General features: G+C 60.4%; 16 protein-coding genes. 4 read left to right on the top strand and 12 right to left on the bottom strand.

Features of this window, described 5'->3' with window-relative positions; translation table 11 throughout:
• Positions 1 to 104 precede the first annotated feature (104 nt).
• Genes J3P82_RS25570 through J3P82_RS25560 form a run of 3 tightly spaced genes read left to right on the top strand, consistent with a single transcriptional unit; the run spans position 105 to position 5,073 of the window.
• Complete coding sequence (locus J3P82_RS25570; protein ID WP_434559600.1) at positions 105 to 1,790, top strand: hypothetical protein; 1,686 nt, start codon at positions 105 to 107, stop codon at positions 1,788 to 1,790.
• A complete protein-coding gene (locus tag J3P82_RS25565; protein WP_434559598.1) occupies positions 1,676 to 4,726 on the top strand; it encodes an OTU domain-containing protein in 3,051 nt (1,016 codons plus the stop codon). Before J3P82_RS25570 ends, J3P82_RS25565 begins: the two co-directional genes overlap by 115 nt.
• Positions 4,693 to 5,073: a hypothetical protein gene (locus J3P82_RS25560; protein ID WP_434559596.1), complete on the top strand. Its 381-nt coding sequence runs from the start codon at positions 4,693 to 4,695 to the stop codon at positions 5,071 to 5,073. Before J3P82_RS25565 ends, J3P82_RS25560 begins: the two co-directional genes overlap by 34 nt.
• 96 nt (positions 5,074 to 5,169) lie before the next feature.
• Here the strand turns inward: J3P82_RS25560 and J3P82_RS25555 are convergent, their stop codons facing one another.
• Genes J3P82_RS25555 through J3P82_RS25545 form a run of 3 tightly spaced genes read right to left on the bottom strand, consistent with a single transcriptional unit; the run spans position 5,170 to position 6,942 of the window.
• Positions 5,170 to 5,841 (bottom strand): GNAT family N-acetyltransferase, encoded by a 672-nt coding sequence (locus tag J3P82_RS25555; protein ID WP_434559594.1) that lies wholly within the window; start codon positions 5,839 to 5,841, stop codon positions 5,170 to 5,172.
• 10 nt (positions 5,842 to 5,851) lie between these two features.
• Positions 5,852 to 6,298, bottom strand: a complete 447-nt coding sequence (locus J3P82_RS25550; protein WP_434559592.1) for a GNAT family N-acetyltransferase — start codon at positions 6,296 to 6,298, stop codon at positions 5,852 to 5,854.
• 2 nt (positions 6,299 to 6,300) lie between these two features.
• The gene (locus tag J3P82_RS25545; RefSeq protein ID WP_434559590.1) at positions 6,301 to 6,942 is read right to left on the bottom strand and encodes an FMN-binding negative transcriptional regulator; all 642 of its coding nucleotides are present in this window, start codon (positions 6,940 to 6,942) and stop codon (positions 6,301 to 6,303) included.
• Between the two features lie 100 nt (positions 6,943 to 7,042).
• Here J3P82_RS25545 and J3P82_RS25540 point away from each other — a divergent pair, with 100 nt between their 5' ends.
• The gene (locus J3P82_RS25540; RefSeq protein ID WP_434559588.1) at positions 7,043 to 8,590 is read left to right on the top strand and encodes a PLP-dependent aminotransferase family protein; all 1,548 of its coding nucleotides are present in this window, start codon (positions 7,043 to 7,045) and stop codon (positions 8,588 to 8,590) included.
• A gap of 35 nt (positions 8,591 to 8,625) precedes the next feature.
• On the opposite strand, the gene J3P82_RS25535 is transcribed toward J3P82_RS25540, so the two are convergent.
• The 9 genes from J3P82_RS25535 to J3P82_RS25495 form a co-directional block, all read right to left on the bottom strand.
• Positions 8,626 to 12,561 (bottom strand): dermonecrotic toxin domain-containing protein, encoded by a 3,936-nt coding sequence (locus J3P82_RS25535; protein ID WP_434559586.1) that lies wholly within the window; start codon positions 12,559 to 12,561, stop codon positions 8,626 to 8,628.
• A complete protein-coding gene (locus J3P82_RS25530; RefSeq protein WP_434559584.1) occupies positions 12,555 to 13,235 on the bottom strand; it encodes a hypothetical protein in 681 nt (226 codons plus the stop codon). Before J3P82_RS25530 ends, J3P82_RS25535 begins: the two co-directional genes overlap by 7 nt.
• A 140-nt stretch (positions 13,236 to 13,375) precedes the next feature.
• Complete coding sequence (locus J3P82_RS25525; protein WP_434559582.1) at positions 13,376 to 14,476, bottom strand: polyamine ABC transporter substrate-binding protein; 1,101 nt, start codon at positions 14,474 to 14,476, stop codon at positions 13,376 to 13,378.
• 11 nt (positions 14,477 to 14,487) lie between these two features.
• Positions 14,488 to 15,519 (bottom strand): histone deacetylase family protein, encoded by a 1,032-nt coding sequence (locus tag J3P82_RS25520; RefSeq protein WP_434559580.1) that lies wholly within the window; start codon positions 15,517 to 15,519, stop codon positions 14,488 to 14,490.
• A gap of 311 nt (positions 15,520 to 15,830) precedes the next feature.
• A complete protein-coding gene (locus tag J3P82_RS25515) occupies positions 15,831 to 16,193 on the bottom strand; it encodes a DUF6124 family protein (protein WP_434559578.1) in 363 nt (120 codons plus the stop codon).
• Between the two features lie 400 nt (positions 16,194 to 16,593).
• Positions 16,594 to 17,529, bottom strand: coding sequence for an IS110 family transposase (locus J3P82_RS25510; protein ID WP_434557345.1), 936 nt, complete (start codon positions 17,527 to 17,529; stop codon positions 16,594 to 16,596).
• A gap of 318 nt (positions 17,530 to 17,847) precedes the next feature.
• Positions 17,848 to 18,840 (bottom strand): AraC family transcriptional regulator, encoded by a 993-nt coding sequence (locus J3P82_RS25505; RefSeq protein ID WP_434559576.1) that lies wholly within the window; start codon positions 18,838 to 18,840, stop codon positions 17,848 to 17,850.
• A gap of 80 nt (positions 18,841 to 18,920) precedes the next feature.
• Entirely contained in the window at positions 18,921 to 19,925 is a 1,005-nt protein-coding gene (locus tag J3P82_RS25500; RefSeq protein WP_434559574.1) for an asparaginase, read from the bottom strand.
• 131 nt (positions 19,926 to 20,056) lie between these two features.
• Positions 20,057 to 21,508 carry an alanine/glycine:cation symporter family protein gene (locus tag J3P82_RS25495; protein WP_434559572.1) on the bottom strand — a complete coding sequence of 484 codons (1,452 nt, stop codon included), beginning with the start codon at positions 21,506 to 21,508 and terminating at the stop codon, positions 20,057 to 20,059.
• Positions 21,509 to 21,894 lie beyond the last annotated feature (386 nt).

The raw sequence follows: 21,894 nt of genomic DNA, 5'->3' as shown, positions 1-21,894 counted from the left end.
CTTACGGTTTTTTCCGGGCTTGGCAGGGACGCTATATATATGTATGTCATGGCTGATCAAATAGGGCGATAGCTTCTGCACTTTCCAACCGCTTGGACAGTCAGATGCCTGTTTTTCCAGAAATTGAATCCATCAACTCGTCGCCCTCCCATGGCGATCAACTTCCCGTCGACATAACGTCTACCGTGCAGCGGGCCATCGCCGAGGCAGACGCACAGGGCCGAACGCTCAGCGCCCAAGGCAAGGAACAGCTCAGGCAGCTGGCGCTGCTCGACGCCAACCAAGCGCGCATGGCCCGCTTGTTCGCGGGCCTGCCGACCTTCGATACAGTGATCGGCAACTTGCTGGTCAGCACCCTCAAGGCAAAGATTCCAACACGCAAGTTGCGAGCCCCGTTGCTTGGGCAGATCGACCCGGAAGGTTGGTATGTGAATCACTTCACCACCGACCCCGAAGGTCGGCGTTCGCTGACGACTTCAGAGCGTTTCATCGACGTCATGTGGGAGTGTCTGTCCGCCGATTCGCCGCCCATCTACACGGAAGGTGGCGTCGGTTTTTTCACCCGGCCGGACGTGGTGGATGAAGCGTCCAGCATTTTTACCGATTCGGTGGACCGGCAAATCCTCAGCGCCATGGAGTCGGTGCTCTATATCGCCAGCCCCCCAACGAGCGATGCTGTGGGGCGTCAGTTCCGGGAAGAATTGGCGCTGTTTCACGATCAGCCAGTGGACGATGACTCGCTCGATACAACGACCCCGTCGACCACCCGAACAAAGTTCGCCCATCTGCTCTCCCAGCGGCTCCTGCACTTGGTCGATCTGTACAAAGCCGATCGAAATCCAGATGCGCCCATGACCCAAGGTGCCCGGGCCCAGCAGGTCGAGGACGATCGTCTGCTGGGCATCATCAACACTCACCCGAGCAAGGCAGATCGAAACCGTCTGCTGCAAACGCCTGTTCCCCAGGCTTATGCCGTCATGCTCGACATGGGCTCAGCGGCTGCGCAAAAGTGGCCCGCTGCAATGGTGATCAAATACCCTGAGCGACAAGGGTTGTTCCTGTATTCGATGGAAGCGGGCCTGCAACGATTCCAGTCCTTCCAGGACCTTGTCGGCGCGGTATGCCCCGTCCATCAAGGGCTACCGCGCACGATCCGCGATATTTCCTCCGAGCTGTCCAACCATGTCTTTGAAGTGGCGGCTGACGATTTGCTCAAGGCTCAGGGCGCCGCGCTCGAAGCAGTATTCGATGCCCCGGAAAACGAGACGCTTGGCTTGAGGGCTTTTGCGCAGAACACAGAAAACGCACTGGGTTTGCCGATGTTGTCGTTGGCCGGTCCCTTGCTGGCCCGCCAGCAGTGCCTGATCGAAGACAACCGCCCCGCGAGCTATAAAACCGCGACACTGTCGCAAAAGGCCCGGTACCGCCGTCTCGAAGAGGATGTTTTTCAAGCGCTCCATGACGTGGGCGACGGCGTTCAGACGTTATGGCAATTCACTCGTCAGAAAATCAAACAGTACCTGCGGCAAACCGTGCATCCGGGCATAGATCCGGATCCGGACGAGACCCTGGTCACGCTATCGTTCGGCAGCCGTGCCAATCCCAGGCAGAGTCGCACGTCGCCTCTGACCCAATTAATGCTGGATAACCTGCGCCGAGTCAGTTTCCCAACGCCATGCGGGAAGTGCTGCCGGTGTATCTGGCCGATCAACAGGGCCAACGGATCCGGCATCCCGCCAACGGCTACTTCATCACCTTGGCGGGGGGCGAGCTTGCCAGGATGGCCGTGAGCATCGATGCCGGTGGCCGTTATGAGCACTATTTGCGCGAAGCCATGAATAAAACCCAGTACAAGGCGGCTTGGCGGACAGCCTATCTGGCCAATCTGAAATTCAAGGCCTATGAGGCTGGGCTCAAGGAAGATGAGGTCTTCCGGGCCACTGTGGTGGATAAGGCTTTCAGTCCGCCCAAACGTCAAAAGCAGGTTGCGCTCTGGTTGAACGCTGTTCTGCAATCGCCGGCGGCGGCCAGTCGGGCGCTCGTTTCCGGTCGAAAGGTGCAGGTGCATGGCCTCCTGTTGGGTGGAAGCACGGGCGCTGGGGAGCGGCATGGCACGATGGGGAATGCGGTCAGTGTTGATGGTGTGATGTTTTTTTCTGATCAGGATGGGCCCGAAATCAACGGCACGGTAGGTGTTTATTTTCCGGACAGTCCCCAGGGTGACGACATCCACGAGCTCGACGACCTGAGCGACGGCATTACCGCGCTCCTGCAACAGGCGCAATGGCAGGACTACTTTCGCTCGCGAATTTCCACGGCTGACCCCGAGGAAATCAAACGGACCCTGGGCCAGCGCGTCAGACCGCTGGTTCGCGGCGTTTTGATCGAGGACGATTTTCTTGAGGCGCTCCACCGAGCCCATGTCAATTTTCACAGTGCTTATGCGGACCATCGTTCCAACAGCAATCGGGAGGTCCGGCAGCAAATAGCCGTCAGGATGATGATGGTGGCGATCGAGGTGGTGCTGGACTTGGCCGGTATGCTGTTGGTGCCCGGTGTCCAGTTGCTCAAGCGTGCCGTACAAACCGGCGCGTTAGTGCTCAGGACCGGTGCGGTGCCCATGGACCTGGGCACCCTGGCATTCGTACACGAAGTGGCGCGCCATGGAACGCGGCGCGCGGCCCGGGCAATGGTAGTGCCTTCTCGGGGCCAGGCTTCATTCCTCGCGTTGACGGCGCGGCCGAGCAAGGGTGGGGTCCTTCTAGGATTGCCATTGGAGCAAGCGCTTTATCGCCGTTATGCCGTGACGGACACCGCGTTGACACGAGGGTTTTCGGCAGACTCCCAGGGATTCTATCGTCCCCAAGGCAGCGGCGCGGTGTACATCCGCCAACCCGACGGGACGGTGTTCCGGGTGCATGACCAGACGAGGCGGATGGCCACGGAGGCGACTCTGGTCGATCCCGTAACCGGGCTAAACATTCGCTCCAGTGGCGTGATGAGAAGTACCGTTGCGCGCATGCCCGATGGTGAATGGCGCGCCGTGGGATTCGGCCATGGGGGAGGCAAGCGCCCCGGGGGGAAATCGCCACAGCCCGGTCCTTCCAAGCCCAAGCTGCCAGCGCTGGAGTCTCTCGATGTGGCCCGCTCGATACGCACGCCAGGCAGTTGGGATAACCAGATCATGGACCTGGTGCCGGCCATCATTACCCGCCTGCCAAGTTGGCCGCAAAACCGCAGCCTGGTCATCATTGATGAAATCACCCCGGGGCGTCATTGGTCGGTACGCTTTACGCCGGGCGAAACCGAAGTCATCTATCCGATGAGGGCCCATCCAAATGAAACGGACGCCGGCGTCCTCCTGAGGCGAATGGGCAGCAACCATTACCAGTTGGTGCTGGAGGATCGCCCGGTGGATATTCCCGCCGACGGTGATTGCTTCTTCAATGCCATTGCCCAAGGGCTGAACGAGGGGCAGGCGCAGCCGCGTTATTCAATACAGCAATTGCGTAACGAAGCCGCGGATTACATCGATCACCACCCGGAGCTAAGTCATTACTTGGTGTCGCAGCCTTCCATGACCCACCAAGCGCTGTTCGATAATGCCCGTGTGTTGGACCTTATCCTGGACGAGAAGGCGCTGCTCGATCTCACTCGGATCATTCATGGCGGTCCCAATACCCTGCGTGTGTTCGAACCTGCCCTGAACTACCTGAATACTTACGCCAGCAATTTGGTCTCGAATCAAACAACGGGCGCCGTTTTGCCAGCAGAGATACTGCAAATGATCGGGAGTTTCCTGGCGCCTCGGTCGAGGGGATTGTTAAGGCCAAAGACTGCGCCCCTGGCCCCGCTGGAAAGGCAGCTTGTGCAAAAGTATCTGGAAGGCATCCTGCTGGGTACTGCTGAGCCTCATCTGATCGCTGAATTGCTCGAAAGCCGGTCTTTTATGTTGTCTCAGGACCTCAATCATATTTTGCTGGAGTACGGTCTTACCACGCGACAGTTGAGATACAACAACCCCTTGAGCCAAGAGCCGTACGTCCGGTTCGATGAGGCCATCCATGGCAACCTCGACGAGGATGAATTGGAAGATTTGCTCGATGGCGCTTATCTGGTGAACAGCGACGAACTGTACGATTTACAGCATGAGCTCAGGAGTGACTTGGGAATAGACGTTCGGGAAAACGCGGAGCTGTTTGACTGGTTCAAATACAATCAAGCGGTCGAGGGCATCGTCGAGTTGCTTGAAAAAGCGCTTACACGTTTCCCCGAGTTGCGAAGGCGAGCCGAAATCCTGCTGAGCTCCCCGGTCGTCGCCTTGAACCTGGGAGGCATGTTACGGGTTAATTTCGTGGCCAACCTGATACGTAATCCGGCGATATCGGATGAGCGGCTTACTCTCATTGCCGAGTACGTCAGTACCCGTTATGACGAGCTGCTAGGGGATGAGCACATCGATGTCGATTGGATGGGCCTTTTCGATAATCGGAACCTGCGAAGTATTGTGACGCGGCGCAAGGAGCTCACCGGATTCCTGAGCCATGTAGGGGGGCGTGGGGTGTCGCGGAAGAAACCGATATACCCTCCATCGCCAGATTGTTCAGCCATCTGGGACAGCCGGTTTCCGATAGTCGGGTTGCGCTTCTATTGGATACGCCCGGTTTGCTGCCCGCCGTCCAGAATCTTCCGGTGCAATATCGTTGGCGCGTCTGGGCCGAATTGACCGGCCCCCACTTCAGCGATGCCAATATCCAAGAAGCGCTTCAACACCCAGAGGTGTTCAGCTCCCCGGAAGGCCTGGTGACAGCCTTGCGAGCCAGCCTGGGGCCGGAAGAAGCTCGTGCGAACCAGATTATCCGGGACGTATTTGCCATTGGCCAAAGCCAGGCCCAGGTATATCTGCATCACTTCGATTTCCCCGTGGGACGCCTGGGCCGTAGTCGCCTGGATTTTGCGTTGCACTTGGAAAGCCATATGGCGATACCGGAGTGGGCGTGGCAATACGCAAGGGCAGGGGTTACCGCGGATTCGCTCAAGCATTTCGTGGCGAAAAAACCGCAGTCGAACTGAGTGATCCGGCTGACGGTTGAATCATGACCCTGGCGAGCAGTCTCGTTGCCCTGGCAAACAGGGCGACGAGTCAGCTCGTGTGGCTACTGGATCAAATCACGCTCTGCACTGCGCCAGGCTTCGCACTTGGCCACCCTCGCGCTGGTTTTCCTCGCTCAGCCAGCGCTCGAAGCCGGCGCCGATGTCTGGCCATTCCGAATCCAGCATCGAATACCACGCGGTGTCGCGGTTCTGTCCCTTGACCACCATGTGCTGGCGAAACACTCCCTCAAAGGTGAAGCCCAGTCGCTCGGCGGCATATTTGGAGCGGGCATTGGCGGCGTTGCATTTCCATTCGAGGCGACGGTAACCCAAGGCAAAACTCTCCTTGGCCAGCAGATAGACCGCCTCGGTGCTCTTGGGCGAGCGCTGCATCGGCGCGCCGAACGTCACGTGGCCAATCTCGATGCGACCTTGGGCCGGGACGATGGACATCAGGCTGAGGATGCCCTGCACGTCGCCGCTGGCGCGGTCGATCACGCTGAAGAAATACGGGTCGGCGTTGGCGGCGTGGTTGTTCAGCCAGGCATCGAACGCGCCGCGTTCCTTGAACGGACCGTAGGGCAAGTAATCCCAGAGTTTCGGGTCGGCGCCTGGGCCTTCAAGGGCTTGCCACAGACCGTCGGCATGCCGGGCCGGGTCGAGTTTCTCCAGGCGGATGAAACGCCCTTCGAGCCACTGCGCAGAGGGCGCAGGGACACCTTTCCAATCGGCGAGTGAAGTCGACATGCTGTGCTCCTTACAGGGCTTTGCGAAATTGAATGTAGCCTGGGCGTTCGGCGATGCGCTCGTAGAGCTGGATCGCGGTCTCGTTGGTTTCGTGAGTCAACCAGTGCACCTTGCAGCAACCATCGGCCTTGGCGGTGGCGTAGACAAACTCGATGAGCTGGCGACCCACACCGCTGCCCCGGTTCTGTTCCGTCACCAACAGGTCTTGCAGGTAGCAGGAGTTCTCGATGCTCCAGTTCGACCGGTGATAGATAAAGTGCACCAGGCCCACCGCCGTGTGGCCCTTCCAGGCCAGGGCAGCATGGGTCGGTTCACGCTCATCGAGCAAGCGCTGCCAAGTGCTTTGGCTGACCGCGTCCGGCAGTTCCGTGTTGTAGAACCGCAGGTAGGCTTGCCACAGCGGCAGCCAGGCGGCGTGATCGTCGGCGCTGACGCGGCGGATGTCGAGTTGGCTCATGTTCACTCCTTGGACGATTTTTCAGGCATCAGGTCGGCGAGGGCGCGGTCCTGCGCATCGGGGCTGGCGGCAAGCCCGTTGCGCACCCCGGCGGCGTCCTCGGGGCTGCGGTTCTGGCTTATTTTGCGTTTACCCTCCAGGCGCTGGATGGGCAGGGCGAAGCCGATGATGGCCTTGAGCATGCTGTCGATGTAGTCGGCCGGTGCGTCATCGATCTTCCACGGCTGCTCGCGGCCGCTTTCGTGGCGGTCGGTGAGGGCGCCCACCAGGTTGCGCAGGCGCTGGGCGTCGCTGAATACCTCGGCGCTGCCGTACGCGTGGACGGCCACGTAGTTCCAAGTCGGCACGACTTTGCCGTGTTCGACCTTGCTCGGGTACAACCCTGGGCTGACGTAGGCATCGGCACCGACGAATATCACCAGGGCTTGGGCCCCGGCTTCCAAATCGCGCCATTGTCGATTGGCCCGGGCCATGTGCCCGTAAAGGCTGCCGTTCGGCCCCTGCTGCGTGTCCAGCAACAGCGGCAGATGGCTGGCCTGCAAGCCGTGTTCGCCGTGGGTGACCAATACGGCCAGGCGGCAATCGCCGATGATTTGGTGCAGTTGGGGCAGGTCTTCGACGGCAAAGGCTTTGGGATTGTACATGATGATTTTCCTTGGCGAATGCGAGCATCCTAGGCAGGCTATTGGTCTGTTGTAAGAGCCACTTCAGGCCAATTCGATAGGTCCATTCACGAGGGATGTCATGCACAACGCCGTGCCGCCACTGTCCTTCAACCCCGCTGGCATCGAGCTCGATCGCGGCCAGGGGCTTAGCCGCCAGCTTTACCAGGCCTTGCGCGCCCGCGTGTTGGACGGGCGGCTGGCCAGCGGTACGCGGCTGCCGGCCAGCCGGGACCTGGCAACGGCCTTGTCGATTTCCCGTAACAGCGTCGTGCGGGCCTACGACCAGCTCTATGCCGAGGGTTTCATCGAGGGACGGGTTGGCGACGGCACTTATGTGGCGAAACTCTCTTCCTCGGTCTTGCCGCTGAAAAACATATCCACAAAATTGTCCACAGGGTTTTCAACAGGCTTACCCACAGGGTTATCCACAGAATGGCTCGATTTACCTGTGATTCCATCCAGCAAAGTTATCCACAGCGGTGCGCTGGAGCGGCTCGAAAAGCATCATTTGGCCCAGCCTCCCAGCGGGCCGCCCAAAGCGTTTCGGGTCGGCGTTCCGGCGTTCGATCTATTCCCATTCGACGTATGGGCCAAGCTGAACGCGGCTTTCTGGCGCAAACCGGATCTGCAGCAGCTGTGTTATGGCGATTCCCAGGGCGATGCACGATTGCGCAGTCTGATCGCCGCTTACCTGCGCAGCTCCCGTGGGTTGCAGTGCACCGCTGAGCAAATTGTGATCACCAGCGGCGCGCAGCAGGGCATTAGCCTTTGTGCACAGCTGCTGGTGGACCCTGGCGACAGGGTGGCGATTGAAAACCCGGGCTATCGCGCCGCCGGGCACGCGTTTGCCGTCGCCGGTGCCGATGTGCGTGGCGTGCCCGTCGACAGCGAAGGCCTCGACTGCAGCGCGCTCGGCAGACTTGAGGGTTGTCGGCTCGCTTACGTCACGCCGTCCCATCAGTACCCGATGGGGGTGGTCATGAGCCTGGCGCGGCGACTGGAGCTGCTGGCCTGGGCCGAACGCAATGACGGCTGGATCGTCGAGGATGATTACGACGGCGAATACCGCTACAGCGGCGCGCCGCTGGCACCATTGGCGGCGCTGGATCGCCAGGGCCGTGTGCTGTACGTCGGGACGTTCGGCAAAGTCGCGTTCCCGGCGTTGCGCCTGGGCTACCTGGTGCTGCCACCCGGCCTGGTGGATGCTTTTGCGCGACGGCGGGCCGTGGACGTGCGTCATTCCGAAGTCAGCACCCAGGCGGTGATGGCCGAATTCATGGCCGCCGGGCATTTCCAGCGGCACATCCGGCGCATGCGACGGGCTGCCCTGGCCCGGCGTGATGCGCTGTTGACGGGATGGCCCAAGGCTGTGCCGGGCGTCGGCCCGCTGCCTTCGGTCGTGGCGGGGTTGCACGTCACGGTGCCGGTGGACAGCCCCGAGCGTGAGCGTGAGCTGGTCGCACAAGCGACCAGCGTCGGCGTGGAAATCAACGGATTGAGCAGTTATTGGCTGCCCGGCACGGCACCGTCGACGATCAGTGCCGGGCTTGTGCTGGGCTTTGCCGCCGTCCCGCCAGCGGCGATCGCCATCGCCCTGGCGAGCCTGGCGAAAGTCTGGAAAGGCTGAGGCGGGGGGCATTGATCGATGCCCCGGTCCGATGCCTAGGTTTTTTCCTTGGGAAAAAATACCTGCTGGGCCTGGTCCACAGCGATTTCGCTGCGATAAAGCGCGATCAGTTGACGCTGATCCAACTCCCGGGTCGAGGCATCGGTGACCACCTGGTCGATTTGCTCCAAGGTTTTCAACCGCGCCGAAAGGAAGGTGCGGGCAGGCACCCAATCCGTCGAATAGCGGAAGTCCGCGAACCAGAGTGTCTTATTGGTCTTGCGATCCTTGATCTGGTACCGGTCGAGGTAGCCATAAGGCGGCGTTTTCCTGCGTTGCCGGTTGAGCTGCTTGGTGATGGTGATCTGGTTGCGGTCCTTCAGCCAAATGATGCCTTCCATGGTTGGCGGGCTTTGCTTGATGATGTTCAGCACGGTCTGGAACTCCAGCGCGTAGAGGGCCTGGGATTCGAGCGTGAGTTGCTTGCGCAACGATTCAGCCGCGCGTCGCACGTCGGCCGGGGTTTCAGTCGTTTCGTTGGTGGAAACACCTTCCGCCTGTTCAAGTGCCTTATCGATCGCATTGCCGACTTTCTCCATTCGACCTGCATGAGCATTGATGATCATGCCGATTCCGGCTGGCGTTCGGTGGGGGCGCTTCAGGTCTTTTTCCAGCTGCGCCTTGAACGCCGGCAGTCCGTCGATCAGCGCCTGGCCTTTGCTGATGCTGGTGGCCAGGACAGGGACGGTGAGGGGGCGGCTGGGCATTACGTGAGGCACCCATTCGCCGGTTTCCTTGCGGTGGAACGAGGCGATGGTCGCATCCGAGAATGGGTTTTTCACGTCGACCCAATCGGTTTCTTCCCTCAGGTTCGATAGACGAGGCTCGCCACTGATCAGGCCCCAGTAGCGTGCCCTGATAAAGCGTTTCCTGGGCCTTGGACGCTCCTCATAAGGGCTGCCGATAGTGCGCCGGTTGCTTCTTTCATCGAGGGCGCGGGCCAAATGACCCAGTGTTCGCTTCTTGAGCCCGATGATCCGGGCGCGCATGCGATTGATTTGTCCGGGGCTGGCGCTGCCTGCGTATTCGGTGCCCAGGTAGTCCAAGTGCTCGGCGATCGCGGTGAACTGCTCGGTCAGGCTGCCGAACGCGTTGATCTGTTCGTCCAGCCGGATCACGCTGCGCTCGTCGACGGCGTCGATCAGGCTTTGGAACGCAACCGTGGCATTGTCGACCACTTGGTTAATTTCCGCCCAGCCTTCGGGCATCGTGCTGACGCTTTCGAGTGAAAGACAAAGGTGGCGGTACATGTCCAGTTGGATCAGCCGTAGGTCGTTGCTGTTGAACACCGGCATCTTGCGCCGATGCTGGCGGACGAAGCCAAAACCTTCGCGCCCCAGTTGCTTGAGCTCGGCAAATCGCGTCTCCATGTAGTCCAGCCGTTCGATCATGTCGTCGCTGGTCTTGATCATGTTTTCGGCGGCATCGACGTGCTGCTGTTCAAGCACTTCCACGCCGGACGTAATCATGTCCATCGCGGCTATCATGGCCGGGGCGAAGCGTTCTCCCAGCGCCTCCATTTCGACGAAGGTGAAATTGACCTGGGCATTCAGGTAGCCGAGTCGGGTTCGCGGGCTGTCGGCCCGGGATTGGAACACCGGCCATTCAGTGAGTATTTTCAACGCTTCTTCATAACGTTCTCGCTGGGTCTTCAGCGTATTGACGTATTCGTCGCGCCGGGCCTCCCTCGCCGTGCCCGTTGCTTTATCGAATGCTTGTGCCTCCATGGTCAGCTGTTTTTGATCCTGGGTTTTTCGCTCTTCGAACTGGTTCAGCTCGGCCATCAGCTGGATGCTGCGACGTCTGGCCTGGGAGACGACTTGTTGCCGGGCGCCTTTGGAGCCGGCGCCGCGTAGCTGCAAGCGAGTCTCGATGTGCCATTGGCCGCCCGTATCGAGCCACAGCGCAGGTCCCATGCGCGAGGGCTGCTTGGCGTCGATGATGACCGCCTGGTCCCCTGTCACATTGACGTTGAACCATGTCTGCGCGACCTTCGCGTACCACGTGCCATTTTGCTCATATAAGCCTCTGGTTGGGCCGTCGAGCTTGGGTTGCCCCAGGTTTTTGGGGGCCTCGATGCTGAAGGTTTCCAGCAGTTTCCCGCTTTCCCATGACTTGCTCATCAAGGCGCCGCTGGTATGGACGGTCTCATAGCGCTCAACTGCCAGCGCCGCGTGGGTCACGGACGCGAGCTTCTCGATGATGAGTTCAGGTTTGGGCGGCCTGGGCTGGGCAAGCACCTCCTCCGGTGCCTCGGTCCGGCGGCCGCGTCCGGTTTTGCGGGTTTGCTCGATGGCGACGTTTAGGGTGGCCAACGCCATGTTCAACAGCAGATCGACGAAGGTCTGCCATTTGGCCTGGCTGTCGGACGCCTCGTCACGTTCGGTCAGCTTTTCAACGTCATCCAGGATCTGCCAGAGCCAGACCGCGTTCCCCACCGTGGAGCCCAGGTAGGGCAGCGCCAGGTTGAAAATCAACCAACCCGTCTGCTTGAACGTCTCCCAGCGGCTTTCGCTGTTGGAAACCGATTGGCGGTCGGCGAGTTCGACCAAGGCGTTGGCGTTGGCCTTGAACAACAGCGGCATGAAGTCCGAATCCAAGGGATCTTCGACCAGGCTGACGGGGCCGCTGTAGGCGAAAGAGGTCAGTGGGTCCACCGCAAACTCCACGACAGTCCAGGGCGAAGGCAGTGGCCCGGAAAAAACGTATCGGCTATAGGTTTCGCGCACGCCGTCGGGCAGCCAGGCCAGCACCGATTGGCGCAGCGAGGGCGTTTGCCGGATGGCATACAGCAGGTTGCTGAACGACGGGAATTGGCTCAGCTGTGGCTCAAGCAGGGGCCGATAAAGCAGGCATGGGCCGGCGCTCGGATCTTTCGGGCCGATCACGAACATATTGGTCACGACGTCTTCTGAGCGGGTCAGCTGCAGTTCCGGCACGAAAGCCAGCTTGCGCATCACGACCCGTTGCCCGTCGACATTCGGCTCGGTTTGTTCGGCGTCCATCAGCGCCATGACATAACGCACACCCAGTTCATTCAGGTTGCCCTGGCCCCGGAGTTTGTTTTCCAGCGCCAGCATCGGCAGCTGAATGCGCAATTGCGCGATGTACAACTGCTCGCGGCGGGCCGATTCAGCAGGGTCGTCGAGGAGCTTTTGCTTGACCAGTTCAGGATAGACACGACCCACGTCGATTTGGCTGATCAACCCCTCGACGTATTCGACCGTCATCCATTTGGGCAACGCAGAGTCGTCGGTCGAGCGGATGGATTTATTGCCCAGGGGAAGGGCAATCAGGTTTTGCAGGGCAAGCTCAACGAGGCTGAACGTGGTGGTGTCGATTTGCCCGGGTACGACGAAACTGCCCCAGAGCACTGGGCTGCGTATCTCGATCTGGATCTTGTGCGGATCCAGCGTGGAAGCGTCGTCATGCTCGGCTTGCATCAGCTTTTTCAGGGCGCTCGATGCATAGTCCTTGATGGACGGAATGTCGTCCAGGTAGGTCTTGCCGGCATGGGCGTTGCTCAGGGCGGACAGGTTTCTCAGGCACTGGGCGAACAACGTCTGGTCCGATATCGAGGCGGCCTGTAGCCAGGGGGGCACTTGTCGTTCGAACCAGGCTTCGCCAAAACTCTTTTTGGCTTGCAAGCGCTCGGTGCCAGGTTGCGGCTCCGCGTCGGCTGGCGTAACGCCCTGGAGATGGGCGGAACCCAGGATCTTCACCTGCATGGCGATGACGCCGCAGGCCTTGTTGTCAAAGATGTCCCCGTCGGGCTCATAGAGCCGCCAACGGATTTTTTTACCGCTGGACATGGGTCCCAAGTATGGCGGCAGTGACTGACCCAACGCCTCCCTCGACTCGAACTTCTGGTAACCGTTGAGCAAGGAGTGAGCAAGGATCACTTCCTCATTGTCGATCAGGCCGATCAACACGCGATCGAGTTGTCCTCCAGCCGCCGCACTGTTTCGCCGTCGACATCCTCAATGTCGACCAGGTAGGCGTGGCTGTCATAAGGGCCTTTGCGAGTTAGTACGTCAGGATGCAAGTAAAGCTGTCTGGCCATCTTGCATTCTTCCGTGGTCCAGCCGTCGATCCGGCTGACGTCCCATAGCTTGCGTAGCGATCGCGAAAGCTCATGCCAGCGCGGACCGGAAGCGCCCTGCGAAGCATTCCAGTAGGCCAGTTGTTTTTCCTGGTAGGCCGGCAATATGGTGGGGACCAGTTCGTTGATCACCCGACCAATCTGGTCGATGCGTACCGGCAGGTGCACTTCGGGGAAGGTGATGGGCAGCCGGGTCAGGTAATGCAGCCCTTCGATAAACAGCGACGAATCGTCCTTGACCACGCGCGCGGCGATGATGGCGGCCAGGGTCTCATAGCGAATGGGCAGCTCGACGATGTCATCCCCGACAATCTGCCAGGTCGGCACGGCGACGACGGTCGTGTGTGGATCGATGTCCAGCGTGGGATAAAGCTTCACCAGCGCATCCCGAAGAAGCTCGGCGGCCACTTCTGGGTACGAGGGGCCCGTAAGCAACTGATTGAATATGGCGTCCCGTAGAGGGGCGTCGGGTGACGGATCCGGGGTTGTAGCGCGCTCTGTCATCTCAATAGTCCTGTCTCGCAATCCATGGAAACCCGAAGCCAAAAGGCTTCGGGTTTCTCGATGCTAGGGATTGGCGGGACAGGCTAGGTGGTAACTATGTATAGGCCGCCGTGCGACACGCAATGAAACTGTGCCTGGGATCACTGGCCGGACTTGATCCGCGTCCAGGCCCGGGTCCGCGCCCGTTCGGCGTCCCTGGGCAGGGGTTGCAGCGTGTACAGCGTGGCCATGGCCGCTTCGGTCGGATAAAGGTTGGGGTTGCCGCGGATCGCCGGGTCGACCATCTCGGTGGCGTCCTTGTTCGGGTTCGGGTAACCGACAAAATCGCTCACCGGCGCGATCACCTGCGGTTGCAACAAGTAGTTGATGAAGGTGTAGGCATCGTCCGGGTTTTTCGCGCCTTTGGGGAGGGCGAGCATGTCGAACCAGATCGGCGCGCCTTCCTTGGGCAGGCGCATGTCCACGGTCACGCCGTTCTTGGCTTCCTTGGCGCGGTTGGCGGCCTGGGAAAAGCTGCCGGAATAGCCCACCGCCACGCAGATGTCGCCATTGGCGATGTCGGCCATGTACTTGGACGAGTGGAAATAGGTGATGTATGGGCGCACCTTCATCATCAGCGCTTCGGCCTTGGCGTAGTTCGCCGGCTGCTTGCTGTTGGGGTCCAGGCCCAGGTGCTGCAAGGCCAGGGGCAGGATCTCCGACGGCGAATCGAGCAGCGCCACGCCGCACTGCTTGAGCTTGCTGATGTTCTCTTCCTTGAAGATCAGGTCCCAACTGTCCACCGGCGCGTTGTCGCCCAAGGCAGCCTTGATCTTGTCCGGGTTGAAACCGATCAGGATGGTGCCGTACATGTAGGGCACGGCGAACTTGTTTCCCGGGTCGTTGGCTTCGATCAGTTTCATCAGCTTGGGATCGAGGTGGTGCCAGTTCGGCAACTTGCTGCGATCCAGCGGCTGGAACACCCCGGCTTCAATCTGCTTGGCCAGGAACACGTTGGACGGCACCACCACGTCGTAGCCAGCGTTACCGGTCAACAGCTTGGCCTCCAAGGCCTCGTTGGTATCGAAGATGTCATAGACCAGTTTTACTTGGGGGTTCTGCGCCTTGAAATCATCCAGCGCCTTGGGCGTGATGTAGTCGAACCAGTTATAGACACGCAGGGTGCGCTCCTCGGCCTGCGCCACGCCGCTCAGCAGCGCGGCGCACAGGGCTGGAGCCATCAAACGCTTGAGTCTGTTCATACTGTTATTCCTCATTGGGCGCTTTGGAAACCTTCGAGAACGTTCACGGCGTTGATGCCGATTTCTGCCACCGCGTAGCCGCCTTCCATCACGAACAGGGTTGGCTTGCTTAGCGCTGCGATGCGCTTGCCCATCGCCAGGTAGTCCGGGCTGTCGAGCTTGAATTGCGAAATCGGGTCGTCCTTGAAAGTGTCCACGCCCAGGGAGACGACGATGACATCCGCGTCGTAGCGTTGGAGTTCGCCGCAGGATTGCTCAAGGGCGTTGCTCCACGTGTCCCAGCCGGAGCCTGCGGGCAAAGGATAGTTAAAGTTGAAACCCTCGCCGGCGGCTTCGCCGCGCTCATCGGCATAGCCGAGGAAGAACGGAAATTCGGCTTCCGGGTGGCCGTGGATCGAGGCAAACAGTACGTCGCTGCGCTCGTAGAAGATTGATTGCGTGCCATTGCCGTGGTGGTAGTCGACATCGAGGATCGCGACTTTTTTGCGGCCTTGGTCAAGGAATGCCTGGGCAGCGATGGCAGCGTTGTTGAGGTAGCAATAACCGCCCATCAAGTCGCTGGCGGCGTGATGCCCCGGTGGGCGGCACAACGCAAAGGCGCTGCGCGCACCCCGCTGGATCTCGGCCTGGGCGGTGAGGGCAACTTGCGCGGCGCTGTAGGCGGCTTGCCAGGTCCCGGCGGTAATTGGTGCACCGCCGTCGAAACTGTAATAACCGAGCTGGCCGTGCAGGCTGGTCGGGATGACGGGGCGCAGGGTACGGGCCGGCCAGGTATAGGGCAGCAGATCACCGTCGCGTTTGAATTCGGTCCAGCGGTCCCAGGCGCCTTTGAAGAATTCCAGATACGCCGGGGTGTGGATGCGCTGGATTGGCCCCAGGCCAAAATCCTCAGGTGCTCTGACCGGACCCAGGCCTTGGGTCTTGACCCGGTCCAGCACATGGTCGGCCCGGGAGGGCATTTCGAAGCAGGGCATCAATTGCCCATCCATCAACTCGCAGCGTCCATGGTGCAGGTGGTGATCGTCCGAGTAGATCGTCAGCATTTTTGTTCTCCGCAGGGCTGATTCGCTGAAACACAGTCTTGCGGCGCGCGGCGTTTCGGAGAACGGCAGGAGAGGCCAAAAGGGGATCGAAATGGCCAAAAGATTTGACCGTAAATCGCCCCTTATTGGCGCGGGTATGAGCGGGTTTAGGGCATGAGTGAGGTTCAGGGCCACCCTGGAACCCGTGGCGAGGGAGCTTGCTCCCGCTCGGCTGCGAAGCAGTCGTCGCTTTTGGAGCCGCTACGCGCTGGAGCGCCAGCCCGGCCCAGCGGGAGCAAGCTCCCTCACCACAGTGGGTTGCGGTGTGGCGGCTATCGTGGATCGACGTTATCCAACACTCGATTCGCCAGCAGCGAGCTCAGCTCGATCAGTTGCTGGATGCCAAGAAGGAAGTGCCGGTGTGAGCCTTCCAGGTCGAAAGCAAGTTTGTTGACCATCGCATCAGCTGAAGCCAGGGTTTCGCTGAGGTTGGCCAGCAGGCATTCGTTGTCCATGTCTTTTACAACGGTGAATAGCTGGCCGGGTTGTGGGGTTTCTTCGGGCTTGTCCGGTTTGGGCGCCAGGTAATAGTCCAGCGCGCGCTTGGCGGCTTCGTCGAGCCTCTTGGCGTTGAGGCCGTCCAGATAGGGAGAGTTTGGATCAGCTTCCGGTGGGTTCGGGGTGATTTTGAACATGGTGAAGCTCCTTTCGTATGAGGAACCGTCACCGTCTGCCGCCAAGCAGAAGGGGTGACGGATTACACAAGGTTGGCGGACCGGAACGAAAGGCACCCGGTATCCCCGAGGGGATCCTTGCGCAACCCGTCATAAAGAATGCCGATGCCAGAAGCACCGCAATGACTGCTGAAGGGTTTGGTGCGCCTTTCGTCAACCGGGCCGCCAAGCCCGTTCGCTGATGTCAGCGACAAGGAGACGATAGGGGCTCGGGGGCAAGGCGCACAAGCCGGCGGATTCTGGCGTAGTTGTAGGCAAAGGCGCAAGGATGCGTGGTTCGGCGTTCGAGGGCTGAAGAATCTGTCAGACGCGCCTCTCAACCCGTGGCGAGGGAGCCAACTGTCTTTAACTTCTCCTCCGACTAACGGCTGGCAGGTTGGTCTTGCCATGGTTTTCCATCCCGAACCATGGCATTCAGCCTGATCAACAACACACGCATACACGCAACCAACGCTACCTTTGAGCATTTTCCCGCTGCCCGAAGGCGGGCATAACGGTTTTTGAAATCATCGTTGTGGCGGACCATAACCAAAGTGCTCATGTACACCGCTCGACGTAGCCTTGATCTCCCTCCATAGATGCGCCTAACACCTCGCTTGGCCCCGCTGTCGTTGTTATAGGGGGCTACACCAGCCAACGCTGCGACCTGTCCACGGCTCAGGTCTCCCAATTCTGGCAGGTAGCAGAACAAGCTGCTGATGGTCACCGGGCCAACCCCTTTGATCGAGCGCAAACGCTCCATTAGTTCGGCATCGATTTGCCGGCTTTGCGCGGCTATACGCTTATCCGCGGCGGCGATCATCTCTTTGAGTTTGGCATTGAGTTCCCTATAAGCATCCAACACGTCTGCCTCTTGCGCTTGTTGAATACGGCGCCGGTTATCGTCCCGTTGCTGGATGAAGACATCACGCTGATTAACCAACTCGGTAAGCTTGTCGCGGGCCTCATCGGGGAAAATGAAGTTTTTTTCCTCCAAGGCCGAAGCAAACGTCGCCAGCATTCGCGCGTCAATGGGATCGGTTTTAGCGCGCTTGCCCATAGCCTGCGCAAACTGGCGAGCGCGAACCGGGTTGATTCGCTGAACCTTAAAACCGGTCTTGGCTAGCAGCCGCACCGACAGCTTTTCATAGCCGCCTGTCGCTTCAACTAGAACACGCACAACCTGTCTCTCAGCAAGCCAGCCAGCCAGTTTGGCGAGCCCTTCGGCGGTGTTAGGCACACTCAGTTCGCCTGCCTGGGGAAATAGCGCGATTTGCAAAGTGGCTTTGGACACATCAATTCCGGCGTAGGCAGTCATGAGTAAAACCTCTAGGCTTAGGGGCGAGAGGTCACTCTGGTCTGGCTCACGCTTGTTGTTCGAGGTCGGACTCAGTCAACTGTTCGAGCTTGGAACCAGAGTGAAAAGAGTGGATGGCAGCTTGGCTCCCTCACGTGCTCAAAAGGCACCGCTGCTCATCAGCTGCCATTCACCCCTCTCATCTCTGACATTACCTCAGTTAAAGACACAAGCTTGCTCCCGCTGGGCTGCGAAGCGGCCCTAAAACTTTGCGGTCGCTGCGCAACCGAGCGGGAGCAAGCTCCCTCGCCACGGGGATCGTGTTGAAACCAACGCGGATCACGGCCTAAACTGACTCGGCGCCACGCCGCTCCAGCGCACGAACGCATGGCGAAAACTGGCGGTTTCGCTGAAGCCGAGCAGTTCGGCGATCCGGTAGATTGGCAGTTGATCCTCGCAGAGCATCTGCTTGGCCCGCTCGAAACGCAGTTCATCGAGCAGTTCCTGATAGCTACAACCCAGGTCTTTGAGGTGCCTGCGCAGCGTGCGCGCCGAGCAGTTCATGTGTTCGGCCAAGCCTTCGAGACCCGGCGCGGCGTCCAGTTGCGCGGCAAGCAGTTGGCGGATCCGGCCCAGCCAGGCCTGGCGTCCGGTGAATTCGGTGTTCTGCCGGCGACAGCGTTCGACCATGGCGTGATGGGTGATCGGGTCGGCCAAAGGCAGGGGCTGTTCCAGCCAGTGGCGGTCGAAAGCGAAGGCGTTGTCGATGCAGTCAAAGCGCACCGGGCATTCGAACAGCGCGCCGTAGCGTTCTTGATAATCCGGTGCCGAATGCTGGAACCGCGCCGCGCGCAAGGGCAGCGGGTGGCCGAGCAGGTCGTTGCAGATCACCTTCAGCGAGACCATGCAGAACTCGGCGTTGAACACCGCCAGGGCCGGGTTCTCTCGATAGTCGCTGGCGCTGAGCCAGATGTGCTGGCCGTCGTCTTCCAGGGCCAGTTCGAAGAGTGTTCCCAATAGCGCCGGATAACGCAGCGCCAGGCGCAAAGCGTCACCTAAGGTGGCACTGGTGAGCAGGGCGTATCCGAGCATGCCGTAGGACGAAACGTGCATGTTGCGGCCCAGTTCCAGGCCAATGTCGCGCTTGAGGGCCACGGCGCTGGCGCAGACCTGCATCTCCTGGTTGGTAGTGATGCGGGTGTCGGCCCGGCTCAGGTCCGCCGCGCTGATGCCGCTGCCGGCCAACAATGCGTCACTGGGCAAGCCTTCGTTCTTGAAGGCGTTGAGCACCAAAGAGACAGCGTTGAGGGTAGTGAGGTGGGAATGAAGCATGGTCCGTTTCCAGCCTTTGGGGACTGGAAACGGAGCAAGTTGTATGCCGAACGGTTTTTGTCATGCGTTGCAGATTTGAATCAGACCAGCTCACCACACAGATCCAGCTCAACCAACCGCCGAACCTCATCCACCGGCAAACCCGCGCCGATCAACGCGTGCAACTTGCCGAACGCCGCCTCGCGGGTCATGCCGCCGCCGGACAGAACGCCGACGCCACGCAAGCGGCTGCCGGCTTCGTACACGTCCAGCTCGACGCCGCCTTCATGGCATTGAGTGACCGCCACGACCACCACGCCGTTGTCCCGCGCCCGTTCCAGGCTGGCGAGGAAGGCCGGGTTGTCGCTCGGACCGGTGCCGCTGCCGTAGCATTCCAACACCAGGCCCTGGATGCCGCTGCCCAGCAAGCCATCGATAACCTCGGCGGCAATGCCAGGGAACAATGGCAGCACCACGACATTTGCCAACTGTTTCGGCTGGTTGTAATTCAACTGCGCCGGCAGCGACGTGGCCTCGATGCCGCCACCCTGGCGCTCCAGGCGCTTGAACGGATGGCGACCAAAGCTGCGCACCTTGGCGCAGCGGGTCGGCACCAGCAGTTCACCGTGGAAGTAAAGGTGTACGCCCGGCGCCAGGCCTTGGCCGAGGGCGACCAGCGCACCGCTGAGGTTTTCCCAGGCGTCGCTGTCGTTCACGCCGGCGGGCAACATCGAACCGGTGAAGCAAACCCGCGCGTGCAAGCCCAACAACTGGAAGCTCATGGCGGCGGCGCTGTAGGCCAGGGTGTCGGTGCCGTGCAGGATCAGGACACTGTCGCAGCCCTGTACGTCGACGGCATCGACCACCGCTTCGCGCAGTTGCTGCCAGTAGCCCGGGGTCATGTTGGCGCTGTCGATCAGCGGCGACATCTCCCGGAAGCGCCATTGCGGGATAACCAGTTCGGGCTGGCTGTGCAGGTAGTCGCGCATCCGCGCTTCGAAACCGGATGCCGGGGCCAGGCCGTTGGCGCTGGCCTGCATGCCGATGGTACCGCCGGTGTAGAGCACCATGACGTGCTGGGCGGCGGGATAGGTCGAGGCATTCATGGGTGTTCTCCGAGGACGAAAACAGCAGCTTCACTCGCTGCCGCAACATAAGGCCGAGCATGACGCCGACCTTGTGCTGTGTCACGCCAGGCGCAGGGGATGCGCCCGGTTTTTTTCAAACAGACTGTTGATCAGCGTTGCGCTGCAGCCAGGCTTGCCGGAGCGTTTCCAGATTCGGCAACCGGTGCCGACGGGGTCGCTGGCCAGGCGTTGCGGTCCAGGTCCAGGTCCGGGAACTTGCTGGAATCGAAAACTGGAACCTTGATGCCGGCCGAACGCTGGTCGTCGTAGTCGCGCAGGATGCGCATGCCGACCTTGAACAGCAGGAACAACGCGATCAGGTTCACGAACGCCAGCAGCGTCATGGTGATATCGGCGAAGGCGAACACGGTGCCGAGGTTCTCGATGGCGCCCCAGAAAATCAGCCCCAGGACCAAGGCGCGATAGGCCATCAGCGCCTTGCGGTTTTCACCGAGCATGAAGCGCAGGTTGTTTTCGCCCAAGTAATAGTTGTAGAGGATCGAGGTGAACACGAACAACGACAGGGCCACGGAGATGAATATCCGGCCCCAGTCGCCGACCACGGCCGCCAGGGAGTTCTGGGTCAGGGCAATGCCGTCGCCTTCGAAGCCTGGGGTGTAGAAACCCGACAGCAGGATCAGCAGCGCGGTGCAGGTGCAGATCACGAACGTGTCCAGGAAAACGCTGAACGCCTGGACCACGCCTTGCGCGACCGGGTGCTCCACCGACGCCACGGCCGCCACGTTAGGCGCGCTGCCCAGGCCGGCTTCGTTGGCGAACACGCCACGCTTGACGCCCATGACGATGGCGCTGCCGATCAGGCCGCCAAAGGCCTGGTCCAGACCGAAGGCGCTCCTGACGATCGTCGCCAGCATGCCTGGTACATGTTCGAATTGCAGCACTATCACGTAGAGCGTCACGGCGATGTATGCCAGGGTCTTGACCGGTACCAGCAGGTCGGCAACCTTGGCGATGCGCTTGATTCCGCCGATGAACACCAGGCCCAACAGCACCGCCAGGCCCAGGCCGGTATAGGTGGTATCGAAGCCGAAGGCGTTGTTCAGGGAGTGCGTGACGGCGTGGGCTTGCAGGCCGTTGAAGGCGAAGCCGAAGGTGATCAGCAGCAGGAACGCCATGATCATGCCCAGCCAGCGTTTCTGCAGGCCGTGCTGGATGTAATAGGACGGGCCGCCACGGAACTGGCCTTCGGAGTCGCAGCGCTTGTAGAGCTGGCCGAGGGAGCATTCAAAGAAGCTGCTGGACATGCCGACCAGCGCGGTCACCCACATCCAGAACACCGCACCGGGACCACCGAGGGTCACGGCGATGCCGACACCGGCGATGTTGCCCGCGCCGACACGGCCGGCCAGGCTGAGCATCAAGGCCTGGAAGGAGCTGAGCTGGTCAGTGCTGCTTTTCAGGCTGTCACGGAACACCGCGAACATATGAAAGAAATGACGGAACTGGACGAAACGCGAGCGGATCGTGAAGTAGCCACCGAGCCCGACAATGAGCACGATCAGCACTTTCCCTGAGAGGAAGTCGTTGATGACTTCGAGCATGAGTATTCCTCGCTGTTTTTTGTTTAAGCAAATGCTGGCCATTTGGAAACATCGTGTTACATCGGTCCGCAGGCGGCTCGACAGGTCAGGCGATGTTTCGTCCCGGTCCACTTCGCGGGTTTGTTATTAGTTCGGTTTTCGCATGTTGTTGAGGCCTCGTTGACGACGACCACTCATGCGAAGAGGGGCGGCACTATACCTATCAGTGCGACGCCCGTCTGCACAGTTGTGGTGCGTACGACGAAACGGACCTTTGTTGCTCCTGGCCTATCGGTCAGGTTCTTGCGGGACCGAGCCAGCTCGCGACGGCGGGCGACGCGGGTTACAACGGCAGCGTGTCGTCGTTTATCGCGAGCTGGCTCGGTCCTACAGGTTCTGTCTTGCTT

The organism is Pseudomonas sp. Z4-20 (genome assembly GCF_051131955.1).
GTDB lineage: Bacteria > Pseudomonadota > Gammaproteobacteria > Pseudomonadales > Pseudomonadaceae > Aquipseudomonas > Aquipseudomonas marvdashtae.
Note: the sequence above shows the minus strand (reverse complement) of the source record. Positions and strands in the feature narration are given on the sequence as shown.